The organism is Roseovarius pacificus (genome assembly GCF_900142665.1).
In the GTDB taxonomy this organism is placed as follows: Bacteria; Pseudomonadota; Alphaproteobacteria; order Rhodobacterales; family Rhodobacteraceae; genus Roseovarius; species Roseovarius pacificus.
This window is the reverse complement of record NZ_FRBR01000001.1, coordinates 1087722-1103974: the sequence shown is the minus strand read 5'-3', so window position 1 is coordinate 1103974 and position 16253 is coordinate 1087722. Positions and strand designations below refer to the sequence as shown.

Sequence of the window (16253 nt, the reverse complement as noted above, 5' to 3'; positions counted from 1 at the left end):
GCGAGTTGTGAAAATCGCTGGAACATTGGAACATTGGAACAATACCTTAAATATCAACAACTTACACGCGCGCCCGCTGGAACAGGCGTTGGAACATGGAACAAAATTGAGGCCTAACGGCCTCAAGAACCGAAAAGGGCGGCTGACGCCGCCCCTATCCGTGTTGCCGAACCACCACCCCCGAAACCCAGCCGGTCCAGCGACTAAACCCGTTCGGTTTCCGGATCACCCTTGCCCAGAAGGTCGGCATGGTCTGCAATCTGTCCCGGCCTCTTCTTGTCTACAGGCGGCACCAAGAAGTAAGCATGCGCGTTGATATCGCTCACTTCCCATTCGTCGATGCCATGGTCCTGCGCGCGGCGGTAGTAGCACTTGCAGCGCGAACGGCGCGATTCCAGCGGGACCCCAAAGAGGCGCTCAAACACGCGTTCCGGGTCGGTCTCGCCAGCCTGACGGCTATCCCCATGCCTCTCGACAAAGGCCCGCAGCATCGCCTTGGGAATCCGGGTCTGCCCTTCCGTCAGGTCGAAACGGAACGTCTCGGACCCATCCTTATGGACGAACTCACCGTCTTCAACCATCCGCGCGAAGGCCCGATAGACAGGGCGCATCGTCTCGCGTTCCATGTCGGTGCGGTCGGACGTAACGGGCGCGGTGAAAACGTCGCTCCACTGCATCCCGGCGTCAGCCGGGTCATAGGTCATAAGCTCACGGAACAGTGCCTTGATTCCGTCACCGTCGATCTGTTCCCGCAGGGCCTTGAAGTAGGCAAGGTCACCCTTGCGGGCATTTGAGACGTGCAGGACGCAGTACCGGCGTTCCGATCCGTTGCCTTCGGTGTGCATCGCGTCGGGGTGGTTACTGTCGAAACAGTATCGCATGAATGACGGCATCTCGATGGGCTGAATCTGCTTTACCTCGACCGTGGTTTCTTCAGCGTCGATCTTGTGCTTGAGCTGGTTCACCGTCTCACGGTTTCCAGAGAAGACGGCCTCTTCTGATACGCCAACGATATTCAGCGCATGCCGCTGCCCGGACCATCGGCCCACTACATCATACTGGCTTCCAAATGTCGTGCCGTAGGGGTGAACCAGCGCACGCAGGAGCCGCCCAAAGGTCCCCTTACCTGTGCCACCTTCGCCCCAGTACACCAGCGACGTTTTGGGCTTCTCGCCGGGACGCTGGACCATGTGCGCCAACCAGTGCCAGACCCACTTGAACACCTCCGCGTCACCGCCGCAGATAATGTCCCGGATGAAATCCTTAAGCATGGCGCAGTCACCGGGTTCCGGCTGCATCGTAAAGCCCCGGAACAGGTTATAGACGTTCGGTTGAATGCTGGCAGGCGGCGGCGCAAATGCCGTGTCCGACCACCGACGCGCGCGGTTGAAGAACACCGGTACCGGGTTGATTTCCTCTTCAACTTCGTTGCCCTTGGCATCGGTGGTGGTGATGACAACCTTACGGTTAGCGTACCAGTTCGACAGGGCAGTGGTATTCCAAACTTCAAGCTTAGGCTTCTCGCCGGGCACCAGAACGCGCAGAAACCGTCCTTCGCCGCCGATGTTCACGTACTTGAATCCCCGGTCGAGGTTGGCAAGGGCTTCATCAAGGCTATCGCCAAGCGGCGCTGCCATGTCGAACGGTGCGGCTTCCTGCTTCGCCCGCTCTTCGGCGATATGCTCGCGCGCCTTTTCGATCCGCGTGGCCAGGTATTCGTCGGTGTCGTATTTGCTGCGGTCCCGGTCGGGGTCGCGTTCGGCTTGATCAATCCGCGCTCGCAAAGCGTCGAAAAGCTCCGCCGTGTCCGCATCCGTTTCACGCGTACTGAACCACGACAACGCCGCCCGATTGATAGGCGAGTCGAAGCCCTCGCCCTCGTCGTGGTCGCCGATGGTGGCAAGGATGGCTTCCAATCCGCGCGCCTCGCTATCGCGGGCCTTGGTCGTAGCGGAGCGCCGCCCTGCCTTCTTCTTCGTACCCTTCTTGACCTTGGTATTGGCGTTCTTCTTTGATGCCGTAAATGCCAGTTCTTCAAGCCATTCCGGCGCATCCGTGATGCCGTCCCAAGGGGCGCACCCTTCGGCCCACTGATAGAAATTCCCGCTCTTGTGGATCGACGGGGCGGCGATGATCTGCCCGCCTTCGCCCCGAATATCTACACCAGCCGCGATCTGGGATGCCGTGTTACGGATAGGGCGCGACGTACGGAAGATGAAATGCCAGCCGCCGGACCCGCTGACACTCTTTGCGGTGCGGGGCAATTCGCCGTGTTCCGCCTCTAGGTCTGAAAGTGCCTGCTTGCCTGCTTCGCCGTCGATATCGAGAACGAAAAGGCCGCATCCCTCAGGAAAGCAAATAGAAACATTACGCGGCGCTTGCACCGTTGCGTAATCATAGACTTCCCCTTTCTTGGTTGGTGGGTATTCTCCGTCACCCGTCCAGAACGAAACGATTTCCGCCGGATCACCGCTTGCGCGAACATGCCACTTCGCGCCGCGCGGAATCTTAGCGGTGGCGACTCCTGCCTGCTTTCCGGTCCCTTCGCCAGTTTGTGGATCAATCGCATGCGAGTCGATCACGGTTAGGCCGCATTCGGCATAGCGCAGTGCATAGGCCAGCGTGATCGCGTTGTGATCTGCGGCGTCTGCATAATCCGGACTCGCTCGTTTCAAACCGGCGTCGACAAGCACCTTCTGCGCCTGTTCCAACTCCCCCGAAACTTCATTCGCTGCGCGCTGACGTGCGCACTTGGCCCGCTCGGTGTGATAGGGACTCCGCAGCGGTGGGCGGTTGAAAAAACTACTCACCGGCAAGCGGTCGTGCGGGCGATCATCTCGCTTAAGAGGAACCACATTCGAGTCCTCTGTTTCCGCAGCGGGTATGTTGTCGCCTGCCAGCGAATACGGATTCTGTTCAATTACTTCTTTGTCTGTCTCTGGCACTGATATTCACTCCATTCAGCCTCATTTCATTTTCTCTCTCCTTCAGAATCGTTTCTCCGGGCCGCATCGAGGCGGCGACGGGCAACGGCAAAACAAAACAAAATCCGCACCCCATATGTATCAGCCCGCCTAAGCGGCCCAGCCGCCCGCTAACGCGGGCTATGCAGCTTCAAACATGCCGTCCCTCGCTAAAATGTCGTTGACGATCCGTTCCGCGCTCAGGTCCAAATCGTACTCATCTTGTTCTGAAATCTGCGGTATCAATTTGATGCGGCACAAATCCCCGATGACATATGCAAACTTGCATATGATAACATCGCGATTCAGCCCGGCGGGCATGGCCGTGGCCTTCTGAAGCGCCCCGGCAAGATCGTTAATCGTCGTATCCAGCGGCGTCATGCGCCACCCTCAAGAGCGGCATTCACCAGCCGCGACTCCTGCACCAGATGCGCCGCCAGTTCTTCAATCACCTCCAACATCTGCATACGCTGACGCGGTCCCGGCTCTTCCAGCGACATGTCCGCCAGACGGTGCGCCAAAATGATGACCTGATCTTCCTTATTCGGCATGTTGATAACTGTCATTTTTTCGTCTCCCTACTTACCTTCGATGGACCAGACCTAGAGCGCCCAAGTGCACTGCGCAATAACAAATTTTCATGCAACACTTTGATTTTATTAACAAATTAGGCTTCAAGCTGAATTTCGTTTTGCAGGTTTGGGAAATAGCACATCCGTAAGACGGGCTAACGCCTTCGCCCAGAAAGGCATTTTTCCTGTCACGTTCGCTGACAAAAAATGAAAATCGCACATCTTGAAAATTGGCCCAGAAACGGAAAATTTTTTCTCAGGCCGCTTTTTCGTCCGGGATCGGGCGGTAATCATCCAGAATCGACTCGCATGTGGCTTCCAGCACATCCCACTGAATCGCCTTTTCAAGAGGGTGCACACCCTTGCCAATGATCCAATCGCCGTCACCATCCGGCACCCAGCCCGCGCGCAGCAACACCCGTCGCGCAAGCCGGGGGTCATCGTCACAAGCACGCGCGGCGAATTCCGAAAATGAAACGGTATATCCATCTGTCTGGAACCGGCGGAGTCGGGTCGTGGCGTTGCCAATAAGCATGCACAACTCGGCACAAAGTAGCTTTTCTTGGTGAGTATCCATATTTGTTATCCTGTAAATTTTGGGATGATCCGGCGGCGGGGACCATATGGCGGAGACCCCCGCCGCCGGTTCGGGGCGGTATTTTGGGCTAGGCCCCGAACTCTCGCGCGAGTTGCGCATCAACGGCGCGCTGGATCGAAGGCCAAGCGGCCCGAAATTCGCCCCACGTGCCGCAGGCCAGCCGCGCCGCGTGCCACAACGCCGCGCGGCGGTGCATACGTTCAATGGCTGTTTCCATTCGGCTAAGCTGCATGACGGGCCTCAAGGATCGCCTGCTTTTGGCGCTCAAGTTCTTCATTTTCAGCGGCGACCATTTCGGGCGTCCAGTCGCTGCGCGCCTCCTGCCAGCGCCTGATCTTTTCGGCATGGGCTTTTCGCTTGGCGACAGCCTTTTTGCGTTCGGCCTTGCTTAGATGCGCAAGGGCTAGCTCGGGGTCATAGTTAGTCGCGTCACCTCCGCCGACGAAGGTCACCACTGATCCCGGATCGTCAAAGATACTGTCATCCATGGGAATCGATAGCCCGCGCCCGCAGCGCGTTGCGCTTACGGTCTGCGGTTGACAGAACGGCACCGTCCAGCGCCGCGCAAATGGCGCTGTATTCGGCGGCTGAAAGGACCGTAGAATCCGGCACGAATACAAAGCCCCCGGCGGGTCCGGCCTGCACGGGCGGACCGGCTGGGGCCTCTACTAGACCCCCGTCATTCGCACGGAAAAGGCCTCTGAAAGTGCCCCCTTTCACCGCGTGGGGGTATTCGCGCCGAATGGTGTTTATGATGCGATCAACGTTGTTCATGCTACCAGCCCCCAACGCCGCGCCGTTGCCAGCCGTTCCGCCGGACTGGCGATACCTTTAAGAGCCTCCAACCTTTCGGAGCGACTGCGCGAATCCTGTTCCGGCGGCGGCGTAGCGATGCCCAATTCTCTGGCGCGACTGATACGGCGCGCGGCATCATTCACCTGCCTGTCCGGGTGGACGGTATCCTTACCTCTGTTGATGTCGGCAACGGCGGCTGCGCGGGCCTCCTGATCGCCTTCCTTGATCGCCTTTCGCATCGCGGCATCGGACAGCGCGGGGAGGCCCATTAGCTCGCTCTGGTAGTTATCTTCATCAAGCGGATTCCCCATGGCGGCGAGTCGTAGCTCGCGAATGTCGAGACAGTCAGCAGGCTCTAGCGTGACACCCCTTTCGCGGGCATCTGTGACGGCCTTCTGGACAAGCTCCGCCCACCGGGCCGCGACGGTCTCGGAATGTTCGACAATACTCAAAAAATTAGCGTGGTCTGTCATGCTGCAAGGGCCTCACTGCTGTTGTTGACGATAGCGAAGGCAGGCGCGAGGCGGTCCATGTCCGGCACGTCTCCGCACCTGAAAATCCACCGCAAAATATCGGGCTGCAAAACGATCAGGACGCGCAGGGTCTCGATATTCTCCACCACCGGCGCGGCGCATACGTTGCTATTCGCCAGTGCGACCACGAAACTATTTTGCACCGCGCGGAATCGTTCGCGCGGCTCTTCTGGCAACCATTCGATCAGCGCCCGCGCCATCGGCAGGGCCTCGGGGCCACCGACATACAACGAGTCCTCTGGTGGAGTAGCGCAGAGAACTAGCGCGGGGATGCTGTCATACTCGCGCGGGCGCAATGTCGGCAGGGCGGCGGCGACATGGTAATGATGCACGCCCCGCCCGCCGTTAATGTGGGGCACGGTTTTCAGCCGCGCGCATGCGGTCTCCACGACTCTGCCCGTTTCTCGGGCGTACAAATGCTGCGTAATATACACTGGTTGCTCTTCCTCAATTTCTGGGAATTTTCTTCGATTTATGAGGATGTGATAAATTAATATTGACAAAAAGTCAAATCTGTGAAGCAGAACGGTTGGGGCCGATTCGGAAGGAACCGGGCTTGCTGTTCTTTCCGTGGCGCGCTACCAATAAGCCGACAAGAGGAATCAGGTAGTGGCAAAATGGCGTATGTAACCGAAAAGTTAGTGCCGACTAAGGGCGGTAAGAAGAAAAAGAAGTACCTTTCAAAGTGGAAAGAGGGCGAAAAGTGGCGCGAAAAATCATTCGACATGAAGCGCGATGCAAAGAGTCATGCCGCCGAAATGGCGCAGCTACACGAGACGCAAGAGCTAACGGCGCTGGAAGTCAAGCAACTCGGCTCCCGTGCTTTTCGTGATCTGGCGGCGGATTTCATCACCGATCTTAAGACGCCCCGAATTGACCGCGATGCCCGCGAGCCGATCACTATTCGAGGATACGAGTCTCTTCTAGAAGAGCACATTTTGCCTCACCTTGAATTCAAGGGTGGCGCGACTGCGAATGGCGTTGATCGGCATGCGCTCAAGTATCTCGTGGAGGCGATGTATGCGAAGGGTGCGACCTATGATCGGACGAACAAGGCGCTAAAACTCACCCGCCAGATTCTGAAATACGCAGTGCGGGAAGAGGTCCGTTCCGTGCCTGTCCCTGAAATGGTGCTTGAGAAGCCCGCCAGCGTCCGGGCAGAGGAGCAGGACAAGGCGGAAGAGGTATACACCCCAGATCAAGTATACACGCTCCTGAGGGCCGCTGACAGCCTTGCAGAAGACCGCCACGCCGGGACGCGGCGGGCGTGGGTCACGTATCGTCCTTTGGCCTACTTCCTTGCCGAAACCGGCGCGCGGATTTCAGAGGCCCGCGCATTTCCGGCCTGCGACTTCGACGCGACGAAGGGGGTGGTTCGCATCCGGCAGACGGCGGATGAAAACGGGCGGATCAAGCGGCCCAAGAGTTTGGCGGGGCGGCGCGACATTCCGCTAAGCGCAGCTTTGAGGGTCGTCATGGAAAAGCACCTTGAGAAGGCCCCGCATGAACTGGCCTTCGCCTCAGAAGAGGGGACTCCCCGCAGCATCGGGAACCTTCATAACCGGATGCTGAAAAAGTGGATTGCCCGTGCGAACGAACTTACGGCGGGTGGTGAGGATTCCCGGCTAACGCCGGTTGAGAATTGGGGCTTCCATGCCATCCGCCACGCCTACGCCTCGCGCCTGATCGCAGCCGGGGCGAACCTTAAGCAATTACAAGTCTACATGGGGCATCACGATCCGGCATTTACCATGCGCGAATACGGTCACCTGTTCCCGGATGATGCCGCAGCCGTGCTTGAGAAAATGGCCCTTTGAGCGTGGGGGATGTGCTGTTTTATTGCCATGGCAGGGAAATAGCACATAAAAAGCATGGCAAAAGCATGGCAAAATGGCCCCCTAACGGGGGCCTTACCTATTTGAATATATAAGAAAAAATGGCAAATAGACTGAGGGTTGAAAATCCTCGTGTCGGTGGTTTGATTCCGCCCCCGGGCACCATTTTCAAGGTTTAAAATCCGGGTTTTGTTGGGTTTCTTCAGAAATCCGGCGATTTTCGGTGAAAACTGTTCCGCAATTCAACCGCAATTCAACCGCAAGCGACAAACGGCAGTTTGTCTGTGGAACGGCATCCAAACATGGATGCCGATCACCCCAATACGGGGCCGGTTATGTATGCTGTTCCATAAGTCGTGCCGACACAGCCCAAAGTTGATCCGTTGCAGGGACTATGGGTAGAATGCGCAAGACAGAAGCCTAATCGGACTCTGATTCAAGAGGGCTCTGTTATCCGCGGTCAAACTTTCCGCATGCGCTTTGCGGGAAGGGCTGCGGTAGTTTCTTAGCGCAGATGCATCTACCGCTACCAGACAGGGAGGAGGCGATATGCAAGTTCGGGATATGCGCGACGTTCTGACGGGATTGTGCTCCGACCTGCGCGAGAAACGGGCGAAGCCGGGTGATACTATCGCGCGTGAGGGTGACAGGGTAAGTTTCTTTCTCCTGATCGTTGAAGGTTGGGTGGCGCTGACAAAATCCCTTGATGATGGTGAAACCCAGATAATTGACGTACTGATGGATGACGATTTCGCCTTGGTCGGGTCGAGCCGTGCAACGACATTGCCATACAGCGCGGAAGCGTTGAACGACGTGCGGTATCTGAAATTTACCGAAGAGATGGTCAACGGTGCCCAGCCCGAAGCTGCCGTGCTGCGCAGCCATCTTGCCGCAAACATCGTAGTTTCACAGTCGAGGACTGCTGAACTGCTGCTGCGCCTTGGGCATGGCACCGCTGAACAACGGGTTTGCTATGCCTTGTTGGAGTTTTTTCTCAGGATGGAAGCGACCGGAAAGACACAGGAGGCCATTTTCAGTATCCCCATGACCCAAACGCAGATCGGACAGTTCACTGGCCTGTCAAACGTGCATGTCTGCCGCACGTTGCGCCGCTTTGCCCGCAGCGGTCTGGTCAGGGCGAGCGGGCGGACAAAGGTCGAGATCATTAATCTCGATGCGATCTGCCGCATGGCCAATGTGAATCTTGAACTCCTCCGGTCGGAGATCATACTGAAACAGCCCGCCTGACGCGTGTCACCGGATCTCGACGATTTCTCCCAGAGCTTCGCCGGCGATGATTTCGCTGGCATCGCGTGCGATGTCGCCGACCGATACGATGCCGGCGAGTCCTCCGTCATTGTCGAGGACAATCAACCGGCGAAACTGATGATCGCCCATGACCCCCGCCACATGTTCGATGCTGTCGGTCTGGCGGCAAGTCACCACGGGTTCGGACATGATACTGCCGATGGGCATATCGGCCCTGACGCTACTTCCGGACATCAACCGAAGCACGATATCACGGTCGGTGACGACCCCGACGAGCCGACCGTCTTTGCACACCGGCAACAGCCCTATGTCGGCGGCCTCCATCAGCGCCGCCGCGGCGCAGACCCATGTTTGTGACGTGACCTTCGTGATCTTGGTTTGCATGATCCTGTCTACGTTCATTCCCTAAAGCTCCGGATCCTGACCTGGTGCGTGGAATTGCAGAGACTTTCAGCAAGGCGTAAATCAGCCGATGTAAACGGCGGGAGGCGAGCGTTTGGCCCGGTGTAACGCCGGAGTAATGCGACGGCGGCGCTATTGCGCAGTATAGCCGCCATCGATCACCAGTTCGCTGCCGGTGACGAATTTCGCATCGTCGGAGGCGAGATTGGCGATCCCCGCCACGATATCCTCTGGTTCGCCGATATGGCCGACCGGTGCAACCTGTTGAGTTCGGTGCGGAAAGCATCCCCGCCTTTCTCCGATGCCCTGTCGATCTCATCGAGACGTCTCATGCTCGATCTCCGGTCTTTGCATTTCAATCAGGCGAACAAGGGCAGTCCGTGGTACACCGCGTAAAGTTCAGCATATGGGAAACTTCGGGTCATTAACGCGCGTTAATGGTGGTATATGGGGGAAATGCGATCCGCTATTGTATCGTGAGGACGTCAGGGGCAGTGCATGGCGAACGGACCGGAGGTAAAGGAGGCGAGGCAGGTCGGAACGCCCCTGTATGGCAAGCGCGTGGAGGATGTGCTCGCCGCCGAAGGCGTAGCTCCCGATCAGGGCCTTTCCGCCGAAGACGTCCATGAGAGACATCGGAAATACGGTCCGAACCGCCTCATGGCCACGCAGCGCAAAAGCCTTTGGGCGATTCTCCTCAACCAGTTCAGGAGTCTTGTCGTAATCCTGCTCCTGCTGGCGTCGGGTGTGGCGGCGGTTTTTGGTCAGATGGTCGAGGCAATCGCGATCGCTGCGGCGCTGATCATCAACGGCGGGATCGGCTTTCTCACCGAATTGTCTGCCGTGCGGTCAATGGAAGCCCTGCAAAAGATGGGCCAGATGACGACGCGGGTTCTTCGTGGTGGCGTGGAAGAAAAAGTCGAAGCGAGCGACCTGGTTCCCGGCGATATCGTCTTGTTGCGCGAGGGCGAAGTAGTGACCGCCGACATGCGGTTGATCCAGGCCGAAACCCTGCAAGCCAATGAATCCGCGTTGACCGGCGAATCCGAGCCGGTCGGCAAACGGACTGAACCGCTGGAAGGCGATGAGGTGCCTCTTGCGGAGCGGAGCAACATGGCCTTTCGTGGGACCGGGATCAGCCGTGGCGAAGGGCGCGGCGTGGTTGTGGCCACTGGACCGAGGACCGAGATCGGACGGATTTCGGAAATGGTGGAACAGGCGGAAAAAGATATCGCCCCCTTGCAGCAGCGGCTGGAAGGGCTGGGCAAACGCCTGATCTGGCTGGTGGCAGGTGTTGGTGCTGTCGTCGCCCTGACGGGCATTGCGGCAGGCGAAGACACGGCGCTGATGATCGAGACGGGGATTGTTCTGGCGATTGCGGCGGTGCCAGAGGGTTTGCCCGTCGTTGCCACCATCGCTCTTGGCCGGGGCATGTGGCGGATGGCGAAGCGGCAGGCATTGGTGCGGCAACTGTCGGCTGTGGAGACCTTGGGTGCGACCACGGTGATCCTGACGGACAAGACGGGAACGCTGACCGAGAACCGGATGACCGTGCGATGCGTCGCTCTGGCCGAAGGCGACATCACGATCGGCTCTGACGAAGATGGGACGTTCAAACGCGACGGCAAAAAGATCGATCCGGCCGACGCACCGGCACTGATGGAAGCCTTGCTGGTCGGTGTGCTGTGCAACAACGTCGAGATGGCCGGGGATGGGGATGACGCAGATGGCGATCCGATGGAAGTCGCGCTTTTGTTCGCGGGTCGCGATGCGGACATGGACCGCACCGCCCTGCTGAAAGAGATGCCGGAGGCGCGTGAGGAGAGCTTTTCCTCGGATACCAGAATGATGGCGACCTTCCATGAAAGTGAGGCGGGGTATCTTGTTGCCGTCAAAGGCGCACCTGAGGCGGTGATCGCCAGGGCTACAGGGCAGGTGCAGGGCGAGGTGACCGAGCCGATGGATGACGACGCGCGCGAAGCCTGGCTGCGCCGCAACGAGGATATGGCCGGCGCCGGGCTGCGCATTCTGGCCGTTGCCCGCAAGAGTACGGACAGCACCGAGGCGGCGCCATATGACGATTTGGAACTCCTGGGGCTTATCGGCTTTTACGATCCGCCGCGTGCGGATGTGGCGGAAACCATCGCGGCCTGCCGCTCTGCCGGGGTTCGCGTCGTCATGGCAACGGGGGATCAGGTGGCCACCGCGCGCAATATCGGGTGTGAGTTGCGGATCCTCGATTCGGATGAGGCAGAGGTACTGGAAGGTACGCAACTCGAAGAGACCGACGAGGCGCGGATCGAGCAGATCAATGCTTTCGCCCGTGTCGATCCTGGCCACAAGATGCAGTTGATCACAGCATTTCAAAACTCTGGTGATATCGTTGCGATGATCGGAGATGGCGTGAACGACGCGCCCGCGTTGAAAAAGGCCAATATCGGTGTGGCCATGGGTCTGCGCGGCACCGATGTCGCCCGCGAGGCCGCCGACATCGTGCTGCGCGATGACCGGCTGGCGACGATCGTGATGGCGATCCGGCAGGGGCGGACGATCTTTCTGAACATCCGTAAATTTGTGATCTTCCTGCTGTCGGGCAATCTGGGACAGATACTGGCGGTCTCGGGAGCGGTGCTTTTCGGAGCGCCCTTGCCGCTTCTGCCGTTGCAGATCCTGTTCCTGAACATGGTGCTGGATGTGTTTCCCGCGCTCGCCCTGGGGATCGGCGACGATGAACCTTCGGTCATGGACAAGCCGCCCCGCGACCCGACCGAGCCGATCCTGGGGCGGGGCCAATGGTGGGCAATCAGCGGTTTCGCGGCGCTCATCGGCGGCAGTGTACTTGCTGTCTTTGCCTTGGCGCTGACGGTGTATGGCATGCCGACCGGCCAGGCCGTGACCGTGGCCTTTCTGAGCTATGCCACGGCGCGGCTCTGGCATGTCTTCAATATGCGATCTGTCGATAGCGCGATGCTGCGCAACAATGTGGTGCAGAATCCCTTCGTCTGGGGGGCGATCGGCGTGTCCGGCGGTTTCCTGGCGCTGGCCGTCTTCTTTCCGCCGCTGTCTGGCCTGCTGGGGCTGGAAGTGCCGGCCTCGGCACCCGCGTGGGTGTTGGCCGCGACCGGGGGGCTTGCCCCGCTTGTTGCAGGCCAGATCGCGCTTGTCTTGCTGAGATGGCGGCACCGCATCAACCGCAGTTAATGCCCGCGGCCGCGCTGCATGAGACATGTAATGAAATCTCGCCTCCTTGGCTCGACCCGATTTGCACGATGAGACGATAGATGTCGGATGACAGGTGAGTTGCACTGGTGGCTGGCGTCATTCAGGAATTGAACACTCGGTGGCACCGTAGTTTTCGGGGTTTATCCGCTTTTGGATACAGACACGCGCAAAGCGTGCGCCCCACATAGCCTCCGTCCTGCGCGGCAAGTGGAGGTCCGGATTGTGGGGGCGATCAGGCTGTCTTTTGCGGACATTTTTCCATCTGACGATCTGCGGACACCGCGCTTTGGCCGGAGATGCGGCGCACATCGTTCTGGCAATGGCCCATGCCGGATTGTGAAGTGGGATCTTCCTTGCCGACCGTAAGCAGACTGCGTTCGCCCAATTTCAAGGCTCTTAACAGTGGTTAATGAACGCCACCCACGCAACCCGTAGAATTGCGCCTGATGTATGAAGGGTCGCTATCATGGCGGGCTATCCGAAAATCGCCGAATGCCAATATGCAGAACTCTCTGATCCGGGGTGCGACGTGCCGGGCCCGGCAGACCGTTTCACCGTGCTTGTGCGGACCGGTGCCACAAGGGGAGAACTCTCTGTCAGGCCCGGGGAATTGATTGCTTTGGGCATTGCCATTGCGGTGGGCTGCTGCGGGTGCATTGCCCATCACGTCAGCGCAATGCGCGAGGCAGGCGCCACCCGCAAGGACGTTTCCAGGATGATCGGCGGCGCAATCGGGAGGGAGGCGGGCCGCCATCCGCTTGCGGAGACGAGGCCCTGCGCGCCTGTGACTTCCTGGCCGAAAGGAATGGCTGACATCTGCTGAAGAAAACCTGAGGAGGAAAGAAAATGGATCTCGATCAAGAACAGTTGCTGGATGCCTATCGCTGCATGCGCACGATCCGGATGTTCGAGGATCGTTTGCATGATGAATTCGCGACCGGACAAATTCCGGGCTTCGTTCATCTATATGCGGGCGAGGAAGCATCCGCCGCAGGCGTGATCCGACATCTGCATGCGGATGAGACGGACACCGTCGCCAGCACCCATCGCGGGCATGGTCATTCGATCGCGGTTGGCTGCGATGTCAAGGCGATGATGAAGGAAATCTATGGACGCAAGGGCGGGTTGTGCAATGCCAAGGGCGGGTCCATGCATATTGCCGATGTCAGCATCGGCATGCTGGGGGCCAACGGCATCGTGGGAGGCGGCACATCGCTGTCCTGCGGGGCTGCCCTGACCGCCAAAGTCAAGAAGACCGGCGGCGTCGCAGTGTCCTTTTTTGGCGATGGGGCGTTCAATCAGGGCATGACACTTGAAGCGATGAACTTCGCTCGCGTTTATGATCTTCCGGTTCTCTTCGTCCTTGAAGACAACGGTTATGCGGAATCGACCGCAAGTAGCTGGTCGATCGGCGGCGGAGATCCCGTGCAGCGCGCTGCTGGCTTCGGTATCCGGGGGGAAAAGGTGGATGGGCGGGATTTTTTTGCCGTCACCCACGCGGCAGGAGAGGCGATCAAGGCCATTCGCGACGGGGGTGGGCCAAGGTTCATCCATATCGATTTTCTACGCTATTACGGCCATTTCGAGGGGGACGCGACGACCTATCGCCCCAAGAACGAAGTGCGGGATGAACGCAAGTATCTGGACCCCCTGAATCTTTTCCGGGCGCGCGTTCTTCAGGGCGAGATCCTGTCCGAGGACGCCCTGAACCGGATCGACGACGAAGTCGCCAGTCTGATCGACGAAGCCGTCGATGAAGCGCGTGAGGCCCCTGCGCCCGATCTGTCGACGCTGACGACTGACGTCTACGTCTCATACTGAAATCCATTCGGAGGAGAAACGATATGCCAGTGATAACCTTTCGCGAGGCGCTGAACGCTGCCATGCGCAACGAGATGAAGCGCGATGAGAACGTCATCCTGCTGGGTGAGGATATTGCCGGCGGCAAAGGAGCCGGCGGTCAGCAGGATGCCTGGGGCGGTGTTCTGGGGGCCACAGCGGGGCTTTACACCGAATTTGGTCCCGACAGGGTGTTTGACACACCGATCAGCGAAAGCGCCTTTATCGGAGCGGCGGCGGGGGCGGCGGTCACCGGCCTGCGCCCGGTGGCGCAGTTGATGTTCGTTACCTTCTTCGGTGTTGCGGGGGACGCGCTATTCAACCAGATGGCCAAGTTCCGTTATATGTTCGGCGGCAAGACCAAGACGCCCTGTGTGATCCGCACCCTGTACGGCGCGGGTACCGGGGCTGCCAGTCAGCACAGCGATTGCTACTATCCAATCTTCACGCATGTGCCAGGCCTCAAGGTCGTTGTTCCGTCAACACCATACGAGGCCAAGGGCCTGATGATTTCGGCGATCCGCGATGACGATCCGGTGATCTTCTTCGAACATCAGGCGATGTCGGGTGACAAGGGCGAGGTGCCGGACGGGGAATACACCGTTCCGTTCGGCGAGGCGCGTGTCGTGCGCGAAGGTAAGGATGCCACGGTCGTGGCCCTGGGGCGCATGGTGCAATTCGCTGAGAAGGCCGCCGAAGAGCTGGCGCAAGACGGCGTTGAATGCGAATTGCTTGACCCGCGCACGGCATCGCCGCTGGACAGCGATGCCATTCTGAAATCGGTCAAGAAGACCGGACGTCTGGTGATCGTGGACGAATCCCTGCCACGTTGCGGGCTGGCTTCGGACATTTCGGCAATCATATCGGAACAGGGGTTTCACACGCTCAAGGCGCCGATCCGTCGGGTGACGCCACAACACAATCATGTGCCCTTTGCTCCGAATCTGGAGCAGGCCCATATCCCGAGCCCCGAGAAAATCGTCGAGGCCGTAAAATCCGTCACGGGAGGTAAATGATGGCTGGAGACATGATCAGGGCACTGACGATGCCGAAATTCGGGCTGACGATGAAAGAAGGCAAGGTGGCGAAATGGTCGGTCGCTGAGGGCGACAGGCTATCAAAGGGTGACGAAGTCGCCGATATCGAAACCGACAAGATCACCAACGCGCTGGAGGCCCCTGTCGGGGGCGTTCTGCGGCGCAAGGTGGCCGAGGAAGGCGCGACACTGCCCGTGGGCGAACTGATCGGTGTCATGGCGGACGAGGATGTGCCGGATGATGAGGTTGAGGCCTTCATCTCCGGGTTCGAGCCAGAACAGATGAGTTGATGCCGGAGAGGGAAATAAGATGTCACAAGCAGAGTCTGACAATCGCGTTATGCCGTCGGTGCAAACCTATGACTATACGCTGTTTGGCGATGTCGAAGAGCACTCGATAGACGGCTTGCATCAGGTCATGGCCCGGCGGCTTACCGCCAGTTGGCTGGAGGTGCCACATGTCACCCATTTCGACGACGTCGATATCACCGATCTGGATGCATACCTCGACGACGCCAACAGCGCGGGTGGCGTGGATACGCCGCGCCTGTCGCTGTTGGCCGTAATAGTCGAAGCCGTTTCGGATACCTTGGGCGCATTTCCGGATTTCAATGCTTCGCTCGCGGCGGACGGCAAGACACTCTATCGCAAGGTATATCGCAATATCGGAATTGCGGTGGATACGGAGGCCGGATTGCTTGTGCCGGTCTTGCACAATGTCCAGGACATGGGCCTGGAAAGTATTGCAAGCGGTATCGGGGCGCTTGCGGAACGTGCTCGCAATGGAAAGTTGAGGAATGATGACATCGAGGGCGCAAGCTTTACGGTGACCAGTCTTGGCAAGCTTGGCGGCACCGGTTTCGCGCCGATCATAAACGCCCCTGAGGTTGCCATACTCGGCGTGGCACGGGCGCAAATGCGCCCCATGGTGCAAGACGGCGACAAGGTTCTCCCGCGCCTCATGCTTCCTCTTTCGTTGTCATACGACCATCGCGTAATTGATGGGGCGGCCGCCGGGCGCTTCATGGAGGCGTTGCGAAATCGTCTTCTCGAATTGCCCGGAGATAACAACGGTGCGCCCGGTTGATGATCTGATCCAGACATCGCTCAATACATGATCCCCGAATGGGGACGACGATGACGATGAATTCCTGCAACGGTATTGTCACGCTAATCCAGTACCGGCTGA

17 protein-coding genes and 1 pseudogene are annotated in these 16253 nt (G+C 58.8%); 8 read left to right on the top strand and 10 right to left on the bottom strand.

From position 1 onward, the window contains the following. Positions 1 to 203 precede the first annotated feature (203 nt). The 7 genes from BUB53_RS05220 to BUB53_RS05190 all read right to left on the bottom strand — a co-directional run bounded on the left by BUB53_RS05220 (position 204) and on the right by BUB53_RS05190 (position 5895). Positions 204 to 2945: a bifunctional DNA primase/polymerase gene (locus tag BUB53_RS05220; protein ID WP_159437761.1), complete on the bottom strand. Its 2742-nt coding sequence runs from the start codon at positions 2943 to 2945 to the stop codon at positions 204 to 206. Between the two features lie 159 nt (positions 2946 to 3104). Beyond that, positions 3105 to 3344, bottom strand: a complete 240-nt coding sequence (locus tag BUB53_RS05215) for a hypothetical protein (protein WP_073033479.1) — start codon at positions 3342 to 3344, stop codon at positions 3105 to 3107. After that, positions 3341 to 3529: a hypothetical protein gene (locus BUB53_RS22715; RefSeq protein WP_073033477.1), complete on the bottom strand. Its 189-nt coding sequence runs from the start codon at positions 3527 to 3529 to the stop codon at positions 3341 to 3343. Before BUB53_RS22715 ends, BUB53_RS05215 begins: the two co-directional genes overlap by 4 nt. 262 nt (positions 3530 to 3791) lie before the next feature. Beyond that, positions 3792 to 4112, bottom strand: coding sequence for a hypothetical protein (locus BUB53_RS05205; RefSeq protein WP_143163130.1), 321 nt, complete (start codon positions 4110 to 4112; stop codon positions 3792 to 3794). Positions 4113 to 4354: 242 nt separating this feature from the next. After that, the gene (locus BUB53_RS22395) at positions 4355 to 4621 is read right to left on the bottom strand and encodes a hypothetical protein (RefSeq protein WP_143163129.1); all 267 of its coding nucleotides are present in this window, start codon (positions 4619 to 4621) and stop codon (positions 4355 to 4357) included. 282 nt (positions 4622 to 4903) lie between these two features. Continuing rightward, complete coding sequence (locus BUB53_RS05195) at positions 4904 to 5401, bottom strand: hypothetical protein (protein ID WP_073033470.1); 498 nt, start codon at positions 5399 to 5401, stop codon at positions 4904 to 4906. After that, positions 5398 to 5895, bottom strand: a complete 498-nt coding sequence (locus BUB53_RS05190) for a hypothetical protein (protein ID WP_073033469.1) — start codon at positions 5893 to 5895, stop codon at positions 5398 to 5400. Before BUB53_RS05190 ends, BUB53_RS05195 begins: the two co-directional genes overlap by 4 nt. A 183-nt stretch (positions 5896 to 6078) precedes the next feature. On the opposite strand from BUB53_RS05190, the gene BUB53_RS05185 reads away from it, so the two are divergent. Further along, positions 6079 to 7278, top strand: a complete 1200-nt coding sequence (locus BUB53_RS05185; protein WP_073033467.1) for a tyrosine-type recombinase/integrase — start codon at positions 6079 to 6081, stop codon at positions 7276 to 7278. A gap of 567 nt (positions 7279 to 7845) precedes the next feature. Beyond that, entirely contained in the window at positions 7846 to 8544 is a 699-nt protein-coding gene (locus BUB53_RS05180) for a Crp/Fnr family transcriptional regulator (protein ID WP_073033465.1), read from the top strand. A 6-nt stretch (positions 8545 to 8550) separates the two neighbouring features. On the opposite strand, the gene BUB53_RS05175 is transcribed toward BUB53_RS05180, so the two are convergent. Both BUB53_RS05175 and BUB53_RS23360 read right to left on the bottom strand, forming a co-directional pair. After that, entirely contained in the window at positions 8551 to 8967 is a 417-nt protein-coding gene (locus BUB53_RS05175; RefSeq protein WP_073033463.1) for a CBS domain-containing protein, read from the bottom strand. 132 nt (positions 8968 to 9099) lie between these two features. Beyond that, positions 9100 to 9270 carry an SDR family oxidoreductase gene (locus tag BUB53_RS23360; RefSeq protein ID WP_084728880.1) on the bottom strand — a complete coding sequence of 57 codons (171 nt, stop codon included), beginning with the start codon at positions 9268 to 9270 and terminating at the stop codon, positions 9100 to 9102. A gap of 195 nt (positions 9271 to 9465) precedes the next feature. On the opposite strand from BUB53_RS23360, the gene BUB53_RS05165 reads away from it, so the two are divergent. Together BUB53_RS05165 and BUB53_RS23480 are read left to right on the top strand one after the other, a co-directional pair. Next, on the top strand, positions 9466 to 12168 hold the full coding sequence (locus BUB53_RS05165; RefSeq protein ID WP_073033462.1) for a cation-translocating P-type ATPase: 2703 nt from the start codon (positions 9466 to 9468) through the stop codon (positions 12166 to 12168). A 487-nt stretch (positions 12169 to 12655) separates the two neighbouring features. After that, a pseudogene (locus BUB53_RS23480) lies at positions 12656 to 12850 on the top strand (hypothetical protein); the annotation flags it as partial. 2 nt (positions 12851 to 12852) lie between these two features. Here the strand turns inward: BUB53_RS23480 and BUB53_RS23115 are convergent. Continuing rightward, complete coding sequence (locus BUB53_RS23115; protein WP_229709422.1) at positions 12853 to 13050, bottom strand: hypothetical protein; 198 nt, start codon at positions 13048 to 13050, stop codon at positions 12853 to 12855. Here BUB53_RS23115 and BUB53_RS05155 point away from each other — a divergent pair. The 4 genes from BUB53_RS05155 to BUB53_RS05140 are packed head-to-tail and all read left to right on the top strand — an operon-like array spanning position 13036 to position 16151. Further along, entirely contained in the window at positions 13036 to 14010 is a 975-nt protein-coding gene (locus BUB53_RS05155) for a thiamine pyrophosphate-dependent dehydrogenase E1 component subunit alpha (protein ID WP_073033458.1), read from the top strand. The genes BUB53_RS23115 and BUB53_RS05155 overlap by 15 nt on opposite strands. A 23-nt stretch (positions 14011 to 14033) precedes the next feature. Beyond that, positions 14034 to 15044 carry an alpha-ketoacid dehydrogenase subunit beta gene (locus BUB53_RS05150; RefSeq protein ID WP_073033456.1) on the top strand — a complete coding sequence of 337 codons (1011 nt, stop codon included), beginning with the start codon at positions 14034 to 14036 and terminating at the stop codon, positions 15042 to 15044. Beyond that, on the top strand, positions 15044 to 15355 hold the full coding sequence (locus BUB53_RS05145) for a biotin/lipoyl-containing protein (protein WP_073033455.1): 312 nt from the start codon (positions 15044 to 15046) through the stop codon (positions 15353 to 15355). The genes BUB53_RS05150 and BUB53_RS05145 overlap by 1 nt, the downstream gene beginning before the upstream one ends. Before the next feature lie 19 nt (positions 15356 to 15374). Then, positions 15375 to 16151: a 2-oxo acid dehydrogenase subunit E2 gene (locus tag BUB53_RS05140; RefSeq protein ID WP_084728878.1), complete on the top strand. Its 777-nt coding sequence runs from the start codon at positions 15375 to 15377 to the stop codon at positions 16149 to 16151. Positions 16152 to 16253 lie beyond the last annotated feature (102 nt).